At 72.2% G+C, this 16,343-nt stretch carries 13 protein-coding genes; 4 read left to right on the top strand and 9 right to left on the bottom strand.

Going from position 1 to position 16,343, the window contains the following annotated elements; genetic code table 11:
• Positions 1–121 precede the first annotated feature (121 nt).
• The 6 genes from groL to KS03_RS20670 form a co-directional block, all read right to left on the bottom strand.
• Positions 122–1,762 carry a chaperonin GroEL gene (gene groL / locus KS03_RS20695; protein WP_012734797.1) on the bottom strand — a complete coding sequence of 547 codons (1,641 nt, stop codon included), beginning with the start codon at positions 1,760–1,762 and terminating at the stop codon, positions 122–124.
• 45 nt (positions 1,763–1,807) lie between these two features.
• Positions 1,808–2,101: a co-chaperone GroES gene (locus KS03_RS20690; RefSeq protein ID WP_012734796.1), complete on the bottom strand. Its 294-nt coding sequence runs from the start codon at positions 2,099–2,101 to the stop codon at positions 1,808–1,810.
• Positions 2,102–2,784: 683 nt separating this feature from the next.
• Positions 2,785–3,840, bottom strand: a complete 1,056-nt coding sequence (gene mnmH, locus KS03_RS20685) for a tRNA 2-selenouridine(34) synthase MnmH (RefSeq protein ID WP_012734795.1) — start codon at positions 3,838–3,840, stop codon at positions 2,785–2,787.
• Positions 3,841–3,966: 126 nt separating this feature from the next.
• Positions 3,967–5,694: a dihydroxyacetone kinase subunit DhaL gene (gene dhaL / locus KS03_RS20680; protein ID WP_045678885.1), complete on the bottom strand. Its 1,728-nt coding sequence runs from the start codon at positions 5,692–5,694 to the stop codon at positions 3,967–3,969.
• A 406-nt stretch (positions 5,695–6,100) separates the two neighbouring features.
• Positions 6,101–8,272 carry a beta strand repeat-containing protein gene (locus tag KS03_RS29000; protein ID WP_052231253.1) on the bottom strand — a complete coding sequence of 724 codons (2,172 nt, stop codon included), beginning with the start codon at positions 8,270–8,272 and terminating at the stop codon, positions 6,101–6,103.
• Between the two features lie 548 nt (positions 8,273–8,820).
• The gene (locus KS03_RS20670; RefSeq protein WP_012734792.1) at positions 8,821–9,744 is read right to left on the bottom strand and encodes a LysR family transcriptional regulator; all 924 of its coding nucleotides are present in this window, start codon (positions 9,742–9,744) and stop codon (positions 8,821–8,823) included.
• Between the two features lie 238 nt (positions 9,745–9,982).
• Between KS03_RS20670 and KS03_RS20665 the strand changes: the two genes are divergently transcribed.
• A complete protein-coding gene (locus KS03_RS20665; RefSeq protein ID WP_012734791.1) occupies positions 9,983–10,771 on the top strand; it encodes a sulfite exporter TauE/SafE family protein in 789 nt (262 codons plus the stop codon).
• A gap of 132 nt (positions 10,772–10,903) precedes the next feature.
• Here the strand turns inward: KS03_RS20665 and KS03_RS20660 are convergent, their stop codons facing one another.
• Positions 10,904–11,272 carry a BON domain-containing protein gene (locus KS03_RS20660; RefSeq protein WP_012734790.1) on the bottom strand — a complete coding sequence of 123 codons (369 nt, stop codon included), beginning with the start codon at positions 11,270–11,272 and terminating at the stop codon, positions 10,904–10,906.
• A 421-nt stretch (positions 11,273–11,693) separates the two neighbouring features.
• Between KS03_RS20660 and KS03_RS20655 the strand changes: the two genes are divergently transcribed.
• The 3 genes from KS03_RS20655 to KS03_RS20645 all read left to right on the top strand — a co-directional run bounded on the left by KS03_RS20655 (position 11,694) and on the right by KS03_RS20645 (position 14,975).
• Positions 11,694–13,091 carry a TAXI family TRAP transporter solute-binding subunit gene (locus KS03_RS20655; RefSeq protein WP_012734789.1) on the top strand — a complete coding sequence of 466 codons (1,398 nt, stop codon included), beginning with the start codon at positions 11,694–11,696 and terminating at the stop codon, positions 13,089–13,091.
• Positions 13,092–13,264: 173 nt separating this feature from the next.
• A complete protein-coding gene (locus tag KS03_RS20650) occupies positions 13,265–13,903 on the top strand; it encodes a 2-hydroxychromene-2-carboxylate isomerase (protein WP_012734788.1) in 639 nt (212 codons plus the stop codon).
• Between the two features lie 97 nt (positions 13,904–14,000).
• A complete protein-coding gene (locus tag KS03_RS20645; protein ID WP_012734787.1) occupies positions 14,001–14,975 on the top strand; it encodes a LysR family transcriptional regulator in 975 nt (324 codons plus the stop codon).
• A 6-nt stretch (positions 14,976–14,981) separates the two neighbouring features.
• Here KS03_RS20645 and KS03_RS20640 read toward each other — a convergent pair whose 3' ends face one another.
• Together KS03_RS20640 and KS03_RS20635 are read right to left on the bottom strand one after the other, a co-directional pair.
• Positions 14,982–15,386 carry a polyketide cyclase gene (locus KS03_RS20640; protein WP_012734786.1) on the bottom strand — a complete coding sequence of 135 codons (405 nt, stop codon included), beginning with the start codon at positions 15,384–15,386 and terminating at the stop codon, positions 14,982–14,984.
• A gap of 133 nt (positions 15,387–15,519) precedes the next feature.
• The gene (locus KS03_RS20635; RefSeq protein WP_017924047.1) at positions 15,520–16,338 is read right to left on the bottom strand and encodes a substrate-binding domain-containing protein; all 819 of its coding nucleotides are present in this window, start codon (positions 16,336–16,338) and stop codon (positions 15,520–15,522) included.
• Positions 16,339–16,343: the final 5 nt, after the last annotated feature.

Raw genomic sequence — 16,343 nt, 5'->3', positions numbered from 1 at the left:
GCGCGCGGCGCCGAGCAGCCGGGCCGCAAACGACAAAAAACCCGCAATCGCTTGCGGGTTTTTTTTGGCAGACGGGACGCGCATCGCTGCGCGCCCCGCCGATGCAATCGACCGAAGTCGATTACATGTCCATGCCCATGCCGCCCATGCCGCCCGGCATGCCGCCCGGCATCGGTGCGTCTTCCTTCGGCAGTTCGGCAACGGCGGCATCCGTCGTCAGCAGCAGGCCGGCGACCGAAGCAGCGTTCTGCAGCGCGGTGCGCGTGACCTTCGTCGGATCGACCACGCCGGCTTCGACCATGTCGACGTACTCGCCCGTCGCCGCGTTGTAGCCGTAGTTGCCTTGGCCGGCAGCCACCGCCGCGACCACGACGCTCGCTTCTTCGCCGCCGTTCGTGACGATCTGGCGCAGCGGCTCTTCCATCGCGCGCAGCACGATCTTGATGCCGGCGTTCTGGTCGGCGTTGATGCCGACGAGGCCAGCGATCGCGGTGCGAGCGCGGATCAGCGCGACGCCGCCGCCCGGCACGATGCCTTCTTCAACGGCGGCACGCGTGGCGTGCAGCGCATCTTCGACGCGTGCCTTCTTTTCCTTCATTTCCACTTCGGTCGCAGCGCCGACCTTGATCACCGCCACGCCGCCGGCCAGCTTCGCCACGCGCTCTTGCAGCTTTTCGCGGTCGTAGTCCGAGGTCGCTTCCTCGATCTGCGTGCGGATCTGCTTGACACGCGCTTCGATGTTGACGGCTTCGCCGGCGCCATCGATGATCGTCGTGTTTTCCTTGCCCACTTCGATGCGCTTGGCTTGGCCCAGTTCGGCCAGCGTCGCCTTCTCGAGCGTGAGGCCGGTTTCCTCGGCGATGACCTGACCGCCCGTCAGGATCGCGATGTCTTCCAGCATCGCCTTGCGACGGTCGCCGAAGCCCGGTGCCTTGACGGCGACGGTCTTCAGGATGCCGCGGATGTTGTTGACCACCAGCGTGGCCAGCGCTTCGCCTTCGACGTCTTCGGCGATGATCAGCAGCGGACGGCCGGCCTTCGCGACCTGCTCCAGCACCGGCAGCAGATCACGGATGTTCGACACCTTCTTGTCGTGCAGCAGCACGAACGGGTTTTCGAGGACGGCGACTTGCTTGTCCGGGTTGTTGATGAAGTACGGCGACAGGTAGCCGCGGTCGAATTGCATGCCTTCGACGACATCGAGTTCGTCGGCCAGCGACTTGCCGTCTTCGACGGTGATCACGCCTTCCTTGCCGACCTTGTCCATCGCCTCGGCGATGCGGTCACCGATCGATGCGTCGCTGTTCGCCGAGATCGCGCCGACCTGGGCGATTTCCTTGTTGGTCGTGCAGGGCTTGCTGATCTTCTTCAGCTCTTCCACGGCAGCGGTGACGGCCTTGTCGATGCCGCGCTTGAGGTCCATCGGGTTCATGCCCGATGCGACGTACTTCATGCCTTCGCGGACGATCGATTGCGCGAGGACGGTTGCCGTCGTCGTGCCGTCGCCTGCGTTGTCGCTGGTCTTGGAAGCCACTTCCTTGACCATTTGCGCGCCCATGTTCTGGAGCTTGTCCTTCAGCTCGATTTCCTTGGCGACCGACACGCCGTCCTTGGTGACCGTCGGGCCGCCGAACGAACGCTCGAGCACCACGTTGCGGCCCTTCGGACCCAGCGTGACCTTCACTGCATTGGCGAGAATGTTCACGCCTTCAACCATCTTGGAACGGGCGGAATCGCCGAACACGACGTCTTTAGCTGCCATCTTCTAACTCCTTGAATGCTTGGGAATGGATACTGGCGCAAACGCTCAGTTCGCGTTGACCACGGCCATGATGTCTTCTTCGCGCATCACCAGCAGCTCCTGGCCGTCGACCTTGACGGATTGGCCAGCGTACTTGCCGAACAGGACGCGATCGCCAACCTTGACGTCGAGCGCAATCGGAGCGCCCTTGTCGTCACGCTTGCCCGGGCCGATCGCCAGCACTTCGCCCTGATCCGGCTTTTCCGCTGCCGCTTCGGGAATCACGATGCCCGAGGCCGTCTTGGTTTCCTGATCCAGGCGCTTGACGATCACGCGATCGTGCAAAGGACGAAGGTTCATATTCACTCCTCTCTAGATTGAGACTGAAGAACACTGAAGGATGCCGCCTGGCAAGCGCCGGCAGCGTATTGTTAGCACTCTCGTGCAGCGAGTGCTAATTATATGGACGCAGTTTGACAAATTCAAGGACGCGCCAGCATGGTTTTTTGCGGTGGCCGCCGGCCCTCGCTAGGCCCCCGCGCCGGCCGAAACGCCGCCATCCGTCAGGGTTTACCTGCCCCCCGGGCCGCCCCCCGCAGCGCGCCGGCCGGCCCGGCACGCCGCGCGAGCCGTCCCAGACGCGGCACGGATCCGGACGGCGAGATTGGGCGGCACCGGTCAGATACCGCGCTGCACCGGACATGTCACCGGACTGCGGCGCGTGATGACGAGCGGGCCCTGTCGATGGAGTTGCGACTGCGGCGCCGGCCGGATCTGCCTGAAGTCCGGCGGGGACGCCCCGACGAAGCCGACTGGATTGCGATGGCGGCGGCGGGCACATCCGGGTCGCGCTCCGATCCGAATGGCGAGTCGCCGCCCAGCGCCGACTCCGGCAACCGGCAAGCCGGCCATGCCGAGGCGGCGCGGCCGCGTACCGTCCCTCGTCTGCCGCGGAGCGGACTGAACGCGAACCCGCGCCCACAACGGGCGAGCGCGGCCGCGCCCGGCCGCCCGGCCGCCCGGCCGCCCGGCCGCTCAGCCGCTCAGCCGCGCTCGCCGACCAGCTCGATCAGCGCGCGCGCCTGCGCGTCGGCGTCGCCCGTCATCGGTGCGAACGGGAACGGCAGCGCCCCCGCGAGCTGCCGGAACGCGGCGCGGCTGCTGCGCGCGTAGGCGGGATCGTAATGCAGATCGATCAGCGATTCGAACAGTTCGCCGCGCTCGCCGGACTCGGCCAGCCTCTGCCACTCGCGAATTCGCGCGTGGCCGTGCAGCTCGGTCAGGCGCGTGAGCTGCTGCACGAACGCGACCGGATCGTCGAACAGGTGTTCGTAGTCGCGCAGCAGCAGCGCCACGCGTTCGTCGCGCGCGGTCTCCACCGCGACGCAGCGCGCCTCGCGCATGCCGGCGAGGATCGTGTCCGGCAGCGCGATGCGCCCGATCTTGCGGCTCTCCGCCTCGACGAACACCGGCCGCGCCGGATCGAGCCCGCGCAGCGCGAGCACGAGCGCCGTCTCGAAGCCTTTCTGCGTCGGCTGCTCGGCGCCCGGCAGCGCGCCGAGCAGCGAGCCGCGATGCACCGCCAGCCGCTCGAGGTCGAGCGTCTGCGCGCCGGCCCGCGCGAGCGCGCCGAGCAGTTGCGTCTTGCCGCTGCCGGTGCGCCCGGTCAGCACGATGTAGCGGAACCGCGCCGGCAACGCGCCGAGTGCGTCCACCACCGAGCGCCGGTAGGTCTTGTAGCCGCCATCGAGCTGCCGCGCGCGCCAGCCGATCAGGTTCAGCCACGTGGTCATCGAGCCGGAGCGCTTGCCGCCGCGCCAGCAGTAGATGAGCGGGCGCCAGTTCAGCGGCCGGTCCGCGAAGGTGGTCTCGAGGTGGGTGGCGATGTTGCGCGCGACCCAGGCCGCGCCGATCCGCGTGGCCTCGTGCGGCGACTCCTGCTTGTACATCGTGCCGACGATCACGCGCTCGTCGTTGCTGAGCACCGGCGCGTTGAGCGCGCCGGGGATGTGGTCTTCCGCGTATTCGAGCGGCGTGCGCACGTCGATGATCTCGTCGAATTCGTCGACGCGGGACAGCGGAACGAGAAAGGGATTCACGAAAGGGCCAGGAGGGACAAGGAGCGGAACGAGCGGCGGACAGCCCGCGGATTATCGCATGGCGCCCCGCCCTCCCCGCTTTCCCCCGCCCCGCCTGCCTCGGCCCCGTGGCGCGAGCGGCCCGGTTCAGTCGCGCAGCGCGTCGCGGATCGCCGCGAGCCAGAGCGCCACCGCGTGGGCTCCCGGGTCCGGATGGCCGAGCGCGCGCTCGCCGAGATAGCTCGAGCGGCCGCGCTTCGGCAGCAGCGCGGCCGTGCCGGCGGCGCCCTCGGCGGCCGCCGCCGCGCTCGCGTCGAGCGCCTGGCGCAGGTTGCCGGTGGCGTCGAGCGCGGTGCGCAGCGCACGCGCGGCCGGATCGAGTGCATCGACCATGGTGCGGTCGCCGGGATGCGCACCGCCGATCTCGGTGACGCCCGCCACCGCGGCGAGGAACGCATCGGCCCAGGCCGACGCGTCGGGCCGGGCCGCCGCGTCGAGCGCGGCCGCCGCGCGCATCAGCATGGCCGCGTAGAGCGGGCCGGACGTGCCGCCCACCGCGCGCCGCAGCGTCGCCGACATCGCGCGCAGGACCGCGCCCGGGTGCGACGCATCGGGCCAGCCACCAGCCTCGGCCGCGATCGCGCGGGCCGCGCGCGACAGGCTGATGCCGAGGTCGCCGTCGCCCACGCGCTGGTCCATGTCGGTCAGCGTCGGCTCGGCGGCCAGCAGCCGCGCGCAGATCGCGTCGATCACGCGGCGCAGCGCGGCGTCGGGCGCCAGCCGCGCGCCGCCCGCCAGCCGGCGATGCACGGCATCGGGCGCGGCCGGCACCGGCCGGCTCTCGGGCGGCGCGACCTGCCCGGCGCGCGCCGGCCACGCCGGCGCGGCGCTCGGCGCATCGAGCCAGGCGAGCCGCGCGTCGTCCACGCGCAGCAGGGTCAGCGATATGCCGGCCATGTCGAGCGCGCTCAGGAAGGTGCCGGCCCAGGCGCGCTCCACCTTGACGCCGCGCGCCCCGAGCACGCGCAGCGCCGCGCCCGCCACGATGTCGAGCTCGCCCGGCGGCGTGCCACCGAGGTTGTTGACGAGCAACGCCACGCGCGCGCCGCGTTCGAGCGCGAGATCGCCGGCGATGCGTGCCAGCAGGCGTTCGGCCACCGTGTCGGCGGCGCCGGCCGGATCGAGTTCGGCACGCTCGACGCCGGCCTCGCCGTGAATGCCGAGCCCCCATTCGATCTCGCGCTCGCCGAGCGTGAAGCCGGGCACGCCGGCCGCCGGCACCGTGCAGGGCGACAGCGCGACGCCCATCGTGCCCAGTGCGGCCGCGGCCTCGCGCGCCTGCCGCGCGACCTCGGCGAGCGGCAGGCCGGCCGCCGCCGCCGCGCCGGCGATCCGATGCACGAGCACCGTGCCGGCCAGGCCGCGCCGGCCGGCATGCTCGCCGCGCGCGGCGAGCGCGACGTCGTCGGCGACGATCACCATCTCGACGTCGATTCCTTCCGCACGCGCGATCTCGGCGGCAAGCCCGAAATTGAGCCGGTCGCCGGTGTAGTTCTTGACGATCAGCAGCACGCCGGCCGGGCCGCCCACGGCGCGGATCGCATCGAGCACCGCATCGACCGACGGCGAGGTGAACACCTCGCCCGCCACCGCCGCGCTCAGCATGCCGGCTCCCACGTAGCCGGCGTGCGCGGGTTCGTGGCCGGCGCCGCCGCCCGACACGAGCGCGACTTCGCCGCGCGAAGCGGCCTCGGCCGCGTCGGCACGGACCACGATCGTGCGGTCCGCGAGCAGCGCCAGATGAGGATGCAGCGCGACGAATCCGTTCAGCAGGTCGGGCACCACGCGTTGGACATCGTTGATCAGCTTCTTCATTCGGCAGGCTCTCCGGGAGCGTGGCTCCCCGTCGTCTCCAGCATCGTCTTGCCGGACGCGCCGCGCCCGGCCCTCGTGAACCGCAGCCGGCCGCGATCGCGGCCGGCGTTCGTCACTATAAGACGATCGCCCGGAACCGGCCGTGACGCAGGCGGAACGCCGGTATGCCCCCGCAGGTATGCCCCCGCCGTGACGACGCGGTCCCACGCGGGCGCGACGGCGGCGAGCCCGGCCGGCAGCGGCTCGGGCGGCGGCGAGGGGCATGCCGCCCGTCGCGGCTGGCAGCGATCGGAATGCGCGCGGCAGCGCGCGAACATGAAAAAAGCGGTACGGCCGCTGCGCCGTACCGCTTTCGAAGCGCGGTTCACGGGGATCGGCGCGCCGCTCCCCGCTGGCCGGCCGTGGCTTATTTCCTCGGCAGCCCGCCTGCCAGCGTCGTCACCAGCGAAGTCACCGGCGAAAGCAGCGTGCCGGCCGACGAGGCGCCGCCCGAGGATCCCGAGGACGACGAGGCGCCGCCCGACGATGGCGTGACCGCGACGCCCGGCAGCGCCGCGCCGACCGCGCCGACCGTCTGCGTTGCGGCGGTGGTGAGGGCGCCGAGCGTCGCCGCGCCGGTCGAGGCAACCGCGCCGAGCGTGGCGGGCGCGGTGCCGAGCGCCGCCGTGCCGGTGGTCGCAACCTTGCCGAGCGTGGTGCCCGCGCTGTTCGCGAGCGTCGCGCCGACGGTGCCGAGCTGGGTGGCCGCCGCGACGCCGGTATTGGCCGCCGTCGCCAGCGTACCCGTCACGGTGTTCGCGACGCCCGCCAGCGCACCCGTCGCCGTGCCGACCGGCAGCGCGCCGGACAGGCTGCCCACCACCGTCGTGATCGGCGCGATCGGGTTGCTGGCCACCACGTTGGTCACCGCGTTGACCACGCCGCCCGCGATGGCCGGCGCCGTGCCCGCCACCGTGCCGAGGCCGCTCACGGCCGACGACACGCCCGAGGACGCCGCGTTCACCACGCCCGTCAAGGCAGCGGTCGGCACCGCGCCCGCCGCGCCCGTCAGGGCCGTGGTCGCGGTGCCGAGGCCGCTGGCGGCCGCGTTGACCACGCCCGTCACGGCGCTGGCCGGATTGACGCTGCCGACCAGGCCGGTGATCGCCGTGGTCGTCGCGCCAAGGCCGCCAGCGGCGGCCTGGACGCCGCCCGAAAGTGCGCTGGCGCCCGCGCCGAGGCCACTGGCCGCCGCCCCGACCGTCCCGCTCAGCGCCGAGGCGCCGGCGCCGAGCCCGCCCGCCAGCGCACCCGCGCCGTTCGACAACGCGCCGGCCGCCGCGCCGAGACCATTCGACAGGCCACTGGCCGCCGCGCCCGTGCCCGACGCCAACGCGCCCGACACCGCGCCCGCCCCGTTCGACACGCCGTTCGCCACCGTGCCGGCCACCGTGTTCAGGCCGCCTGTCGCGGCCCCAAGACCGCCGGCCAGCGCGCCCGCGCCGCTCGACAACGCGCCCGAGGCCGAGCCAAGCCCGTTCGACACGCCGCTCGCCACCGTACCGGCCACCGTGTTCAGGCCGCCCGCCAATGCACCGGCACCCGACGACAAGACGCCCGAGGCCGCGGCGAGTCCATTCGAGACACCGCTTGCCACCGTACCGGCCGCCGTGTTCAGGCCGCCCGCCGCCGTTCCCAGCCCGCCTGCCAGCGCGCCGGCTCCCGAGGCCAGCGCGCCGGAGGTGGCGCCAAGCCCATTCGACACGCCGCTCGCCACCGTGCCGGCCGCCATGTTCAGGCCGCCCGCCGCCGCACCGAGCCCGCCCGCCAGCGCACCCGCGCCGGCAGCCAGTGCCCCCGAGGCGGTGCCGACACCGGTCGACAGGCCGCTCACGGCGGTGCCCGCCACCGCGTTCAAGCCGCCCGCGGCGGCGCCGAGGCCGCTCGCCAGCGCCGCCGCGCCCGACGACAGCGCGCCAGCCGCGGTGCCAAGCCCGCCCGACACCCCACCGGTCGCCGAGGACAGCGCCCCCGAAACCGCGCCAAGTCCGTTCGTCAGGCCGCCCGCCAGCGCGCCCGAAGCGCCCGACGTCACGGCACCGAGCCCGGACGCCGCCGCGCCGAGGCCGTTCGAGAGCGCCGCGGTGCCGGTCGAGAGCGCGCCGGCCGCCGTGCCGACGATGCCCGCCAGCGCCCCGGCCGGATTCGTCAATGCGCCCTGCAGGCCGGCGACCACGCCGCCCAGCGGGGTGTTGCCGGCGATCGCCTGGACCGTGCTGGCGAGGCCGCCCAGCGAGGTCCGCAGCGGCTCCACCACGTTGCCGAGCGAGACGCCGAAGCGCGTGCCGTTCGCAATCAGGACGACGGCCAAACCGTCGTTACGGTTCAGCGTCGCATCGAGGCCGAGCGTCGTGCCGGCCAGGCTCGCGGTCGCGTCCAGTGCGGCACCGCTTGAGTTCAGCGAACTGCTCAGCGTCAGGCTGGCCCCCAGCGGAGTGACGATGCCCCCGACCTCGGCCATCGCCGGCGCGGCCGCCGCGAGACCGAATACCGCCGCAACCGAAAGCGCGATGCTCGACAGAGTGAAGTGTTGTTTCATTTGTGGCCCCATATCAGTTGGTGCTGCCGTCTGGTGTAGCGAGGGCATTTCTGCAGGGACCATGCCAGCGGCCGGGCGATACGGGAAACCATGCGTTTCGTCGAACAAATCTGCGCGAATGCGCGCTCAACCTCCATCAATCACCTCACCGGCAAGATGCCCGTCGCGTGTTCCGCTTCACGAATCCCTCCGACGTAACGTAACGAGCGAATGGAACGTTACGCGCGATCTCCGTAACGAGATGCGCGTGCCGACGACGCGCCTTCAGTCATGACGCATCGCCATGAATTCGCGGCGATGCCGATCTTGGAAGGCTCACGCGGCGGCTTCGCCACATTCGGCATGCCGCGCCGGCCGGGGTGGGTGTCGATAGGCCGAGTGACGAGCGCGTGGTGCCGACTGACGCCGGCGGGCCGAGATTCTTGAAAATCGACAAGGCAAAGGAAGGGCCGATTCGACGCTCGAAAGCCTCGAGATTGACGAGGCGCGATACAAAGGAATCGCAATCGCGCTGTCTCGACGCCCTGACGAGGCGGGCCGCGCGGGGCTCATGCCAGATCGCGCTGCGCGGCCGCGACGCCGAGCATCGCCTCGACGAACGCCACGAAGGCCCGGGCACGCGAGGTGGCGGGCCGGCCGGCGGGAAACGCCGCCCACAGTTCGGCGGGCGGCAGCGTCCAGCCCTCGAGCGCGGCCGCGAGGCGCCCGTCGCGCAGCGCGTCGGCGAACAGCCAGTCGGAGCCGATCGCCAGCCCAAGTCCGGCGAGCGCGGCCGCGCGCACGCCTTCGGCCTCACGCACGCGCAGCCGTCCCGAGGTCTCGACGGCCAGCACGGTATCGTGGCGGCGGAACGTCCAGACCGCGCCGCCGGCGCGCCGGTCATGCACGACCACCTGATGCCGGGCCAGGTCCTGCGGCAGATGCGGAATCCCCGCGCGCGCGAAATAGGCATGCGAGCCGACCACGCGCCGCGGGCTCTCGCCGATCTTGCGCACGCCGGCCGGCGTGCCGCTGCCGCCGGCGGCAGCGGCCTGGCCGATCCGCAGCGCCACGTCGATGCGTTCGGCGCCGAGGTCGGCATGGCGATCGTCGAGCAGCAGTTCGACGACGAGATCGGGATGGGCGTCGAGAAACGATTCGAGCGCCGGCACGAGTTGCAGGCGCGCGAACGCCACCGGCACGCCGACGCGCAGCGTGCCGGCCAGGCTGGCGCCCGCGCCGCGCACCGCCTGTTCGGCCTCCTCGGCATCGTCGAGCAGCCGGCGCGCGCGCTCGTAGTACTGCTGGCCGGCCTCGGTCGGCATCAGTCCGTGCGTGGTGCGCGCCAGCAGCGGCACGCCCACCTGCCGCTCGAGGTTCGCGATCGACTTCGACACGGCCGGCTGGCCGATCCCGAGCCGCCTGGCAGCCGCCGAGAACGAGCCGGTTTCAATGGCGGCCACGAAGCTGGCCATCGCGCTGAGACGGTCCATCGGCGGGTCCTCCCGATTCCTCCGTCAAATCAGCATAGCAGCCGCGCGACGCGGCAGTGGCCGGGTACGGCCCCATCTCGCGTGCCGCGACGCGGCGAGCGGAGCCAGGGCCCGTCCGGCGCGCCCTCGCCGCCCCTTTGCCCGCCACCGCACCGCGCCAGCCGACATTCCCACGCCCGAGCGGCAATTTTGCGACAATGGCGGGTTTGGACCGCGCGCAACCACCGAGCCCTCGCCGATGTCGCTTCCCCATATCGATCTGCTCTACACCGCCTCCGGCCTGTTCGTCGGCTTTCTCGTCGGCATGACGGGCGTGGGCGGCGGCTCGCTGATGACGCCGATCCTGGTACTGCTGTTCAACGTCCATCCGGCCACGGCGGTCGGCACCGACCTGCTCTACGCGGCGGCCACCAAGGCCACCGGCACCCTCGTGCACGGCGCCAAGGGCTCGGTCGACTGGCGCATCACGGGCCGCCTCGCGGCGGGCAGCGTGCCGGCCGCCGCGCTCACGCTGTGGCTGCTGCACGCACACGGCCTGGGCTCGACCTCGACCAACCGGCTGATCCAGATCGTGCTCGGCGGCGCGCTGCTGCTGACCTCGGTGGCGCTGATGTTCCGGCCGCAGCTCGCCGCGTTCGCCTCGCGCCACGCACTGGCGCCGAATCCGGCCCGCACCGTCGCGCTGACGGTGCTGACCGGCATCGTGCTCGGCGTGCTGGTGTCGCTGACCTCGGTGGGCGCGGGCGCGATCGGCGTGACGGTGCTGCTGCTGCTCTATCCGACGCTGTCCACCACGCGCATCGTCGGTTCGGACATCGCGCACGCGGTGCCGCTCACGCTGGTGGCCGGGATGGGCCACTGGCTGCTCGGCTCGGTCGACTGGTCGATGCTGGTGTCGCTGCTGCTCGGCTCGCTGCCCGGCATCGTGGCGGGCAGCCATCTGTCAACGCGCGCGCCCGAACGCCTGCTGCGCAACGTTCTGGCCGCGACGCTGGTGGCAGTCGGCCTGAAGCTCGTCGCCTCCTGACGCGGCACGGCGCGCGCCGCGGGCCTGCCTCCGGCGGCCGGCACGACCCCGCCTGCCGCCTCAAAAAGAATGCGCCGCTCGAGGCGGCGCAGGTTTCACGCGAGGCGGCCGACGCCGCCGGCGTTTGCAGTCTTACTGCTGCTGAACGGTCAGCTTGTTGTCGACCGAGGTGACACCCGCCACGCCCTTGGCCACTTCGCCGGCCTTGTCGATCTGCGACTGGTCCGGCACCGTGCCCTGCAGCGAAATCGCGCCGCCCTTCGAGCGCACGGTGATGTTCGACACGTCGATGCCGCCCGCCTTCGTGATGGCCTTGCGCACCGCGTAACCGAGCTTGCGGTTGGACTTGTGGGCCGCCTTGGCGGCCGCCTTCTGCGTGCTCTTGCTGGCGGCCGGCGCCTCGGCGCCCGAGGCGGCGTCGCTCGCCTGCGCATAGACGTTGCCGCACACGAGCGCCGCAACCAGCGCGCTGCCCAGAGACTTCCACACGATCGACTTCATAGTTTCTCCTTGTGATTCCGGAAACGGCCGCACGAGACCGGCGGCCGAATTACCCCCAGATGAACGGCCGGCGACGGATGCCGTCGGCCGACGTTTTCACGCAGATACGAGAGGCGCAGCGTTCGCCCGGCGCGCGCACGGCGGCCGGACTGCCGGGCCGTGGTCCGTCTCGCGCCCGGTCTGGTCTGGACGGCTTGCCGGGTCGCGCCGCGACGGACACGGCGCGGCTGCGACGCCCAATGTAATCCAGCGGCCCACGAAGCGCAAAGGATTTGCGCGCCGGATCAGCGGCACGGCGCGACGGCATCCGGACCTTCCCGCATCGCGCGTTCCGCCCGCCGCAGGGCCGCCGAACTAGGGTACCATCCTCGCCGTCGCCACGGCCCGCGCGCCGCCCTCCCGCCCTTCGTATCGCACCGCGATGACTGCCCGCCCGCCTCGCTCCCGCCGTCCGCACCGGTTCCTGGCCCGCTTCGTCGCGGTGTCGTGGCGCGACCTGGCGATGTCGTTCGGCCCGGCGCTGCTGCTCGGCGCCGCGGCGATCTGGCTCGCGATCCGGCTGATCCAGCCGGCACCGCCCACCCATCTGGTGCTCTCGGCCGGCCCGCCCGGCAGCACCAACTGGATGGCCGCGCGCCGGTATCAGCGAATCCTCGCGAAGAACGGCGTGACGCTCGAGGTGCTGCCCTCGGAAGGCTCGGCGCAGAACCTGCAGCGCCTGCTCGATCCGCACGGGCGCGTCGACGTGGCGTTCGTGCAGAGCGGCGTCGATCAGAAGGACCGGCCCGACAGCCTGGTCTCGCTCGGCAGCGTCGGCTACCTGCCGCTCGCGATCCTCTACCGCGGCCCGCCCGTCGCGCGGCTCTCGCAGTTCGACGGCAAGCGGCTCGCGCTCGGCCCGGACGGCAGCGGCGCCCACGAGCTCGGCCTCGCGCTGCTGAAGCTCAACGGCATCGTGCCGGGCGGCGCGACGCGGCTGTTGCCGCTCGCGGGCGAGGACGCCGCGCGCGCGCTGATCGACGGCCGCATCGACGCGGCGTTCCTGTCGGGCGATTCGACCCAGATCCCGGTGATGGCCAAGCTGTTTCGCGCGCCGGGGGTGCGTTTCTATTCGTTCCCGCAGGCCGAGGCCTACACGCGGCGCTTCCCGTACCTGACCGACATCACGCTGCCGATGGGCGTGTACGACCCCGGCACCAACCTGCCGCCGGAGGATATCCACACGCTGTCGCCCACCGTCGAGCTGATCGCGCGCGCCTCGCTGCATCCGGCGCTGTCGGACCTGCTGATCGAGGCCGCGCGCGAGGTGCACGGGCGCGCGACGATCCTGCAGCGCGCCGGCGAATTCCCGTCGCCCGTCACGCACGGCAGCTTCCCGCTGTCCGACGACGCGGCGCGCTACTACAAGTCCGGCAAGACCTTCCTCTACCGGCAGCTGCCGTTCTGGGTGGCGAGCCTCGTCGACCGGCTGCTGGTGATCGTGGTGCCGCTGGTGGTGGTATTGATCCCGGGGCTGCGCTTCGTGCCGATGCTGTACGGCTGGCGGGTCCGCTCACGGATCTACCGCTGGTACGGCGCGCTCATCACGCTGGAGCGCAGCGCGCTCGGCGAGCCGAGCGGGCGCGAACGGCTCGCGCTGCTCGAACGGCTCGACGACGTGGAGGATTCGGTCAACCGCATGAAGATGCCGCTCGCCTACGCCGGACAGTTCTACGTGCTGCGCGAGCACATCGGCTTCGTGCGCGAACGCCTGCTCGCGCAGGACGCGGCACCGCGCGATGCCGCGCCGGCCGGCGGCGCCGCCGCCGCGCCGGGTTGAGCCGGGCGGGCGAGGCTGAATCGGCTCGCCGCCGGCGCGCCGGAGGGCGCCCGCGCCGCGCCGTGATGCCCGAGCGGCCAGGGCGCCGCGATTGCTGCAATCGCCGTCGCCATTGCGTACCATGGCGACACGCGGGCCGCGCGGCCCCCCGCCTTTCCTCAGGAGACTTGCCGATGACCGTGGGCCACGATGCCAGCCAACCCCGCTGGTATTACGATTTCCTGTCACCGTTCACGTATCTGCTGCTGGAGCAGCAGGACAAGTGGCCGAGCATGCCGTTCGCGCCGGTCCCGGTGTCGCTGCCGGTCCTGCAGGCGCACTGGGGGCAGCGTCCGATGTACGACGTGCCGGCCAAGCGCGTGTTCACCTATCGCCATGCGCTGTTCCGCGCCGAGCAGCTCGGCATCGCGTTGCGCATGCCGCCCGCGCATCCGTTCGATTCGACGCGCCTGCTGCGCCTCGCGATCGTGGTGGACGCCGATCTCGCCGTGGTGCGCGAGATGTTCCGCTTCATCTGGCGCGAGGGGCGCGATCCGCTCGCCGAGGAAGGCTTCGCCGCGCTCTGCGAGCGGGTGGGCGTGGCCGCCGACGACCCGCGCATCGACGCGCCGCAGACCCACGCGCAACTGCAGCGCAACACGCAGGACGCGATCGAGCTCGGCGTGTTCGGCGTGCCGACCTTCTGGATGAACCGCCAGCTGTTCTGGGGCGAGGACGCGCTGCCGATGGTGCTCTATTGCGCGCGCACGCCGAACTGGCTCGAATCGAAGGAAGTGAAGCGGATCAGCACGCTGCCGCCGGGCCACCGCTGATCGCGGCAAGCCGCGCCGATACCGCGGATAACCGGCCGGCCCGCGCCCCGGCCGCGCGCCCCGATATCCTTGGCGCGACGCCCTCGACGCCCCGCCGATGCCAACCGACGACGACACCGCCGACTCCCGCACCGACTCGCTCGACATCTGGCTCGTGCGGGTGCTGCGCACGCTGCTGCTGGAGCGCAGCGTGACCCAGGCCGCGCTGCGCCTGAACCAGACGCAGCCGGCCATCAGCACGGCGCTGCGGCGCCTGCGCGCCGTGCTGAACGATCCGATCCTGGTGCGCGGCAAATCGGGCATGGTGCCGACCGAGTACGGCGCGTCGCTGCTGGAGGCCGCGCAGCGCGCGCTGCGCGACGTCGACTTCATCGCCACGCCGCACGGCGACTTCGATCCGGCTAGCTCGCGCCGCACCTTCCGGCTGGCCGCGCCCGACTATCTGAACGACTTCTTCATGCCGACGCTGATCGCGCGGTTTCGCGAGGCGGCCCCGCTCGCGCGCCTCGAGCTCGATTCGCTGAACCCGGCGCTCGATCATGCCGGCGCGCTCGACTCGGGCGCGCTGGACCTGGTGATCGCGAACTGGCCGCGGCCCGATCCGCGCTTCGCGCGCAGCGACCTGTTCCCCGACACCGTGGTGTGCCTGATGCGCGAGACGCACCCGCTCGCGCACGCGCCGCTCACGCGCGAGGCCTACGCGGCGGCGGCCCATCTCGCGCCGACGCCTTACACGGGCGGGGCGCGCAACGCGATCGAGATCGGCCTCGCGCGCGCGAAGCTCGAGCGCCGCGTGGTGACGACGCTGCCCTACTTCGGCGTGATCCCGCAGGTGCTGCTGCAGTCGGACCTGATCTTCACCACCACCCGCCGCTTCGCCGAGCATTACGCCCGGATGCTGCCGCTCGTGATGCTCGCGCCGCCCGTGTCGTTCCCGCGCATCCGGTGCTATCAGCTCGCCCACCCGCAGCCGGACCGGCCGTCCGACCTCGCCTGGTTGCGCGCGCTCGTGAAGTCGGTGTCGGATTCGCTGACCACGCGGCCGCGCGCGCGGCACCAGGCGGGGCGCTGAGGCCGCTCAGGCGTCCAGCCAGGTTTCCTGCAGATGGAGCCAGCGAATCCGGCCGTCGGCCGCGTCGCGTTCGAGCACGGCGGTCGAGCGGCGCGCGCGCAGCGCTCCGCTCGCGGCGCGCTGATGCTCGTCGTAGCCGATCACCGCGCCGCCCGGATACACGGCGATCGTGCGCAGCGCGGCCAGCCTGATCTCGAGCCCGGGCTTGTAGCCGGCTAGCCGCGCGAACAGGGCACGCAGGCCGGCGTGGTCCAGGCACGCGCCGTCGGTGCCGACCATCGTGAAGGCCGGCGCGAAGCGCTCGAGCAGCGCGTCGAGCGCCGCGGCCGAGGCGGCGGTGCCGCCCAGCCACGCCTCGATCTCGGTGCAGATCGAGACGAGGGCGTCGAGGAAGGGTTGCGAATCGTTCATCGGGAACCGCTGCGCGGCCGGGCCCGGGCGGCGCATCGAGGATAGTCTCGAGCGGCCCCTCGAGCGGGACCGCGAGGCGGCGGCGCCGGACGGCAGGGCCGGGGCGCGCCGAACCCGCGCCCGGCGCCACGCTTCATTGCGCGGGGACCGGATCGAGCCCGGTCGCGACCACGTCGGCGCGCGCGGCCGGCGAAGCCAGATAGTCGAGCAGCTTGCGCGCCTGCGCGGGATGCCGGGCGCCGGTCGGAATCCCGCCCGCGTAGCGCGTGACCGACTGCAGCGACTCGGGAATCCGCCCCGCGAACGTGACGCCCTTCACCGGCAGCAGTTCGGCCACCTGCTGGAAGCCGAGCGCGTAGCTGCCGTCGGCCACTTTCGAGGCGACCGGCACGCGCGGCACCTTGACCGCCTTCGGCCCCATCTGCGCGGCAATGTCGAGCCGCTTGAACAGCTCGCGCTCGATGTAGACGCCGCTCGCGCTGTCCGAATACGCGACCGAGGGCGCGGCCAGCAGCGCGGCCTTCAGCGCCTCGGGGGTATCGATCTTGGGCACCGGCGCACCGGCGCGCACCACGGCGCCGATCCGCGAATCGGCGAGTTCGACGCGCGAATCGGCGCGCACCTTGCCCTCGGCGATCAGGCGGTCGAGCGCGTAGCCGACCATGATCACGACGTCGGCCGGTTCGCCGCGCGCGAGCCGGTTCGGAATCGCCTGCGGGGTCTCGCCCATCGACGGGCCGTAGGTGATCTCGAGCGTGTCGCCCGTCGCGGCCGTGAACTTCGGCGCGAGACGCTGGTAGGCGGCGGTGAAGCCGCCCGAATTCATGACGTGGAGCTCGACGGCATGGGCCGCGGAGGCGGCGAGCGTGGCGGCGCCCGCGAGGCAGGCGGCGCAGGCGCGAAGCGCTGCGCGACGGCGCGTGGCAAAGGACAGGGCGAAATGCCTGGACATGGTGG

Origin of the sequence: Burkholderia glumae LMG 2196 = ATCC 33617 (assembly GCF_000960995.1) — a bacterium.
Lineage (GTDB): Bacteria > Pseudomonadota > Gammaproteobacteria > Burkholderiales > Burkholderiaceae > Burkholderia > Burkholderia glumae.
This window is presented reverse-complemented; position numbering and strand designations above follow the sequence as displayed.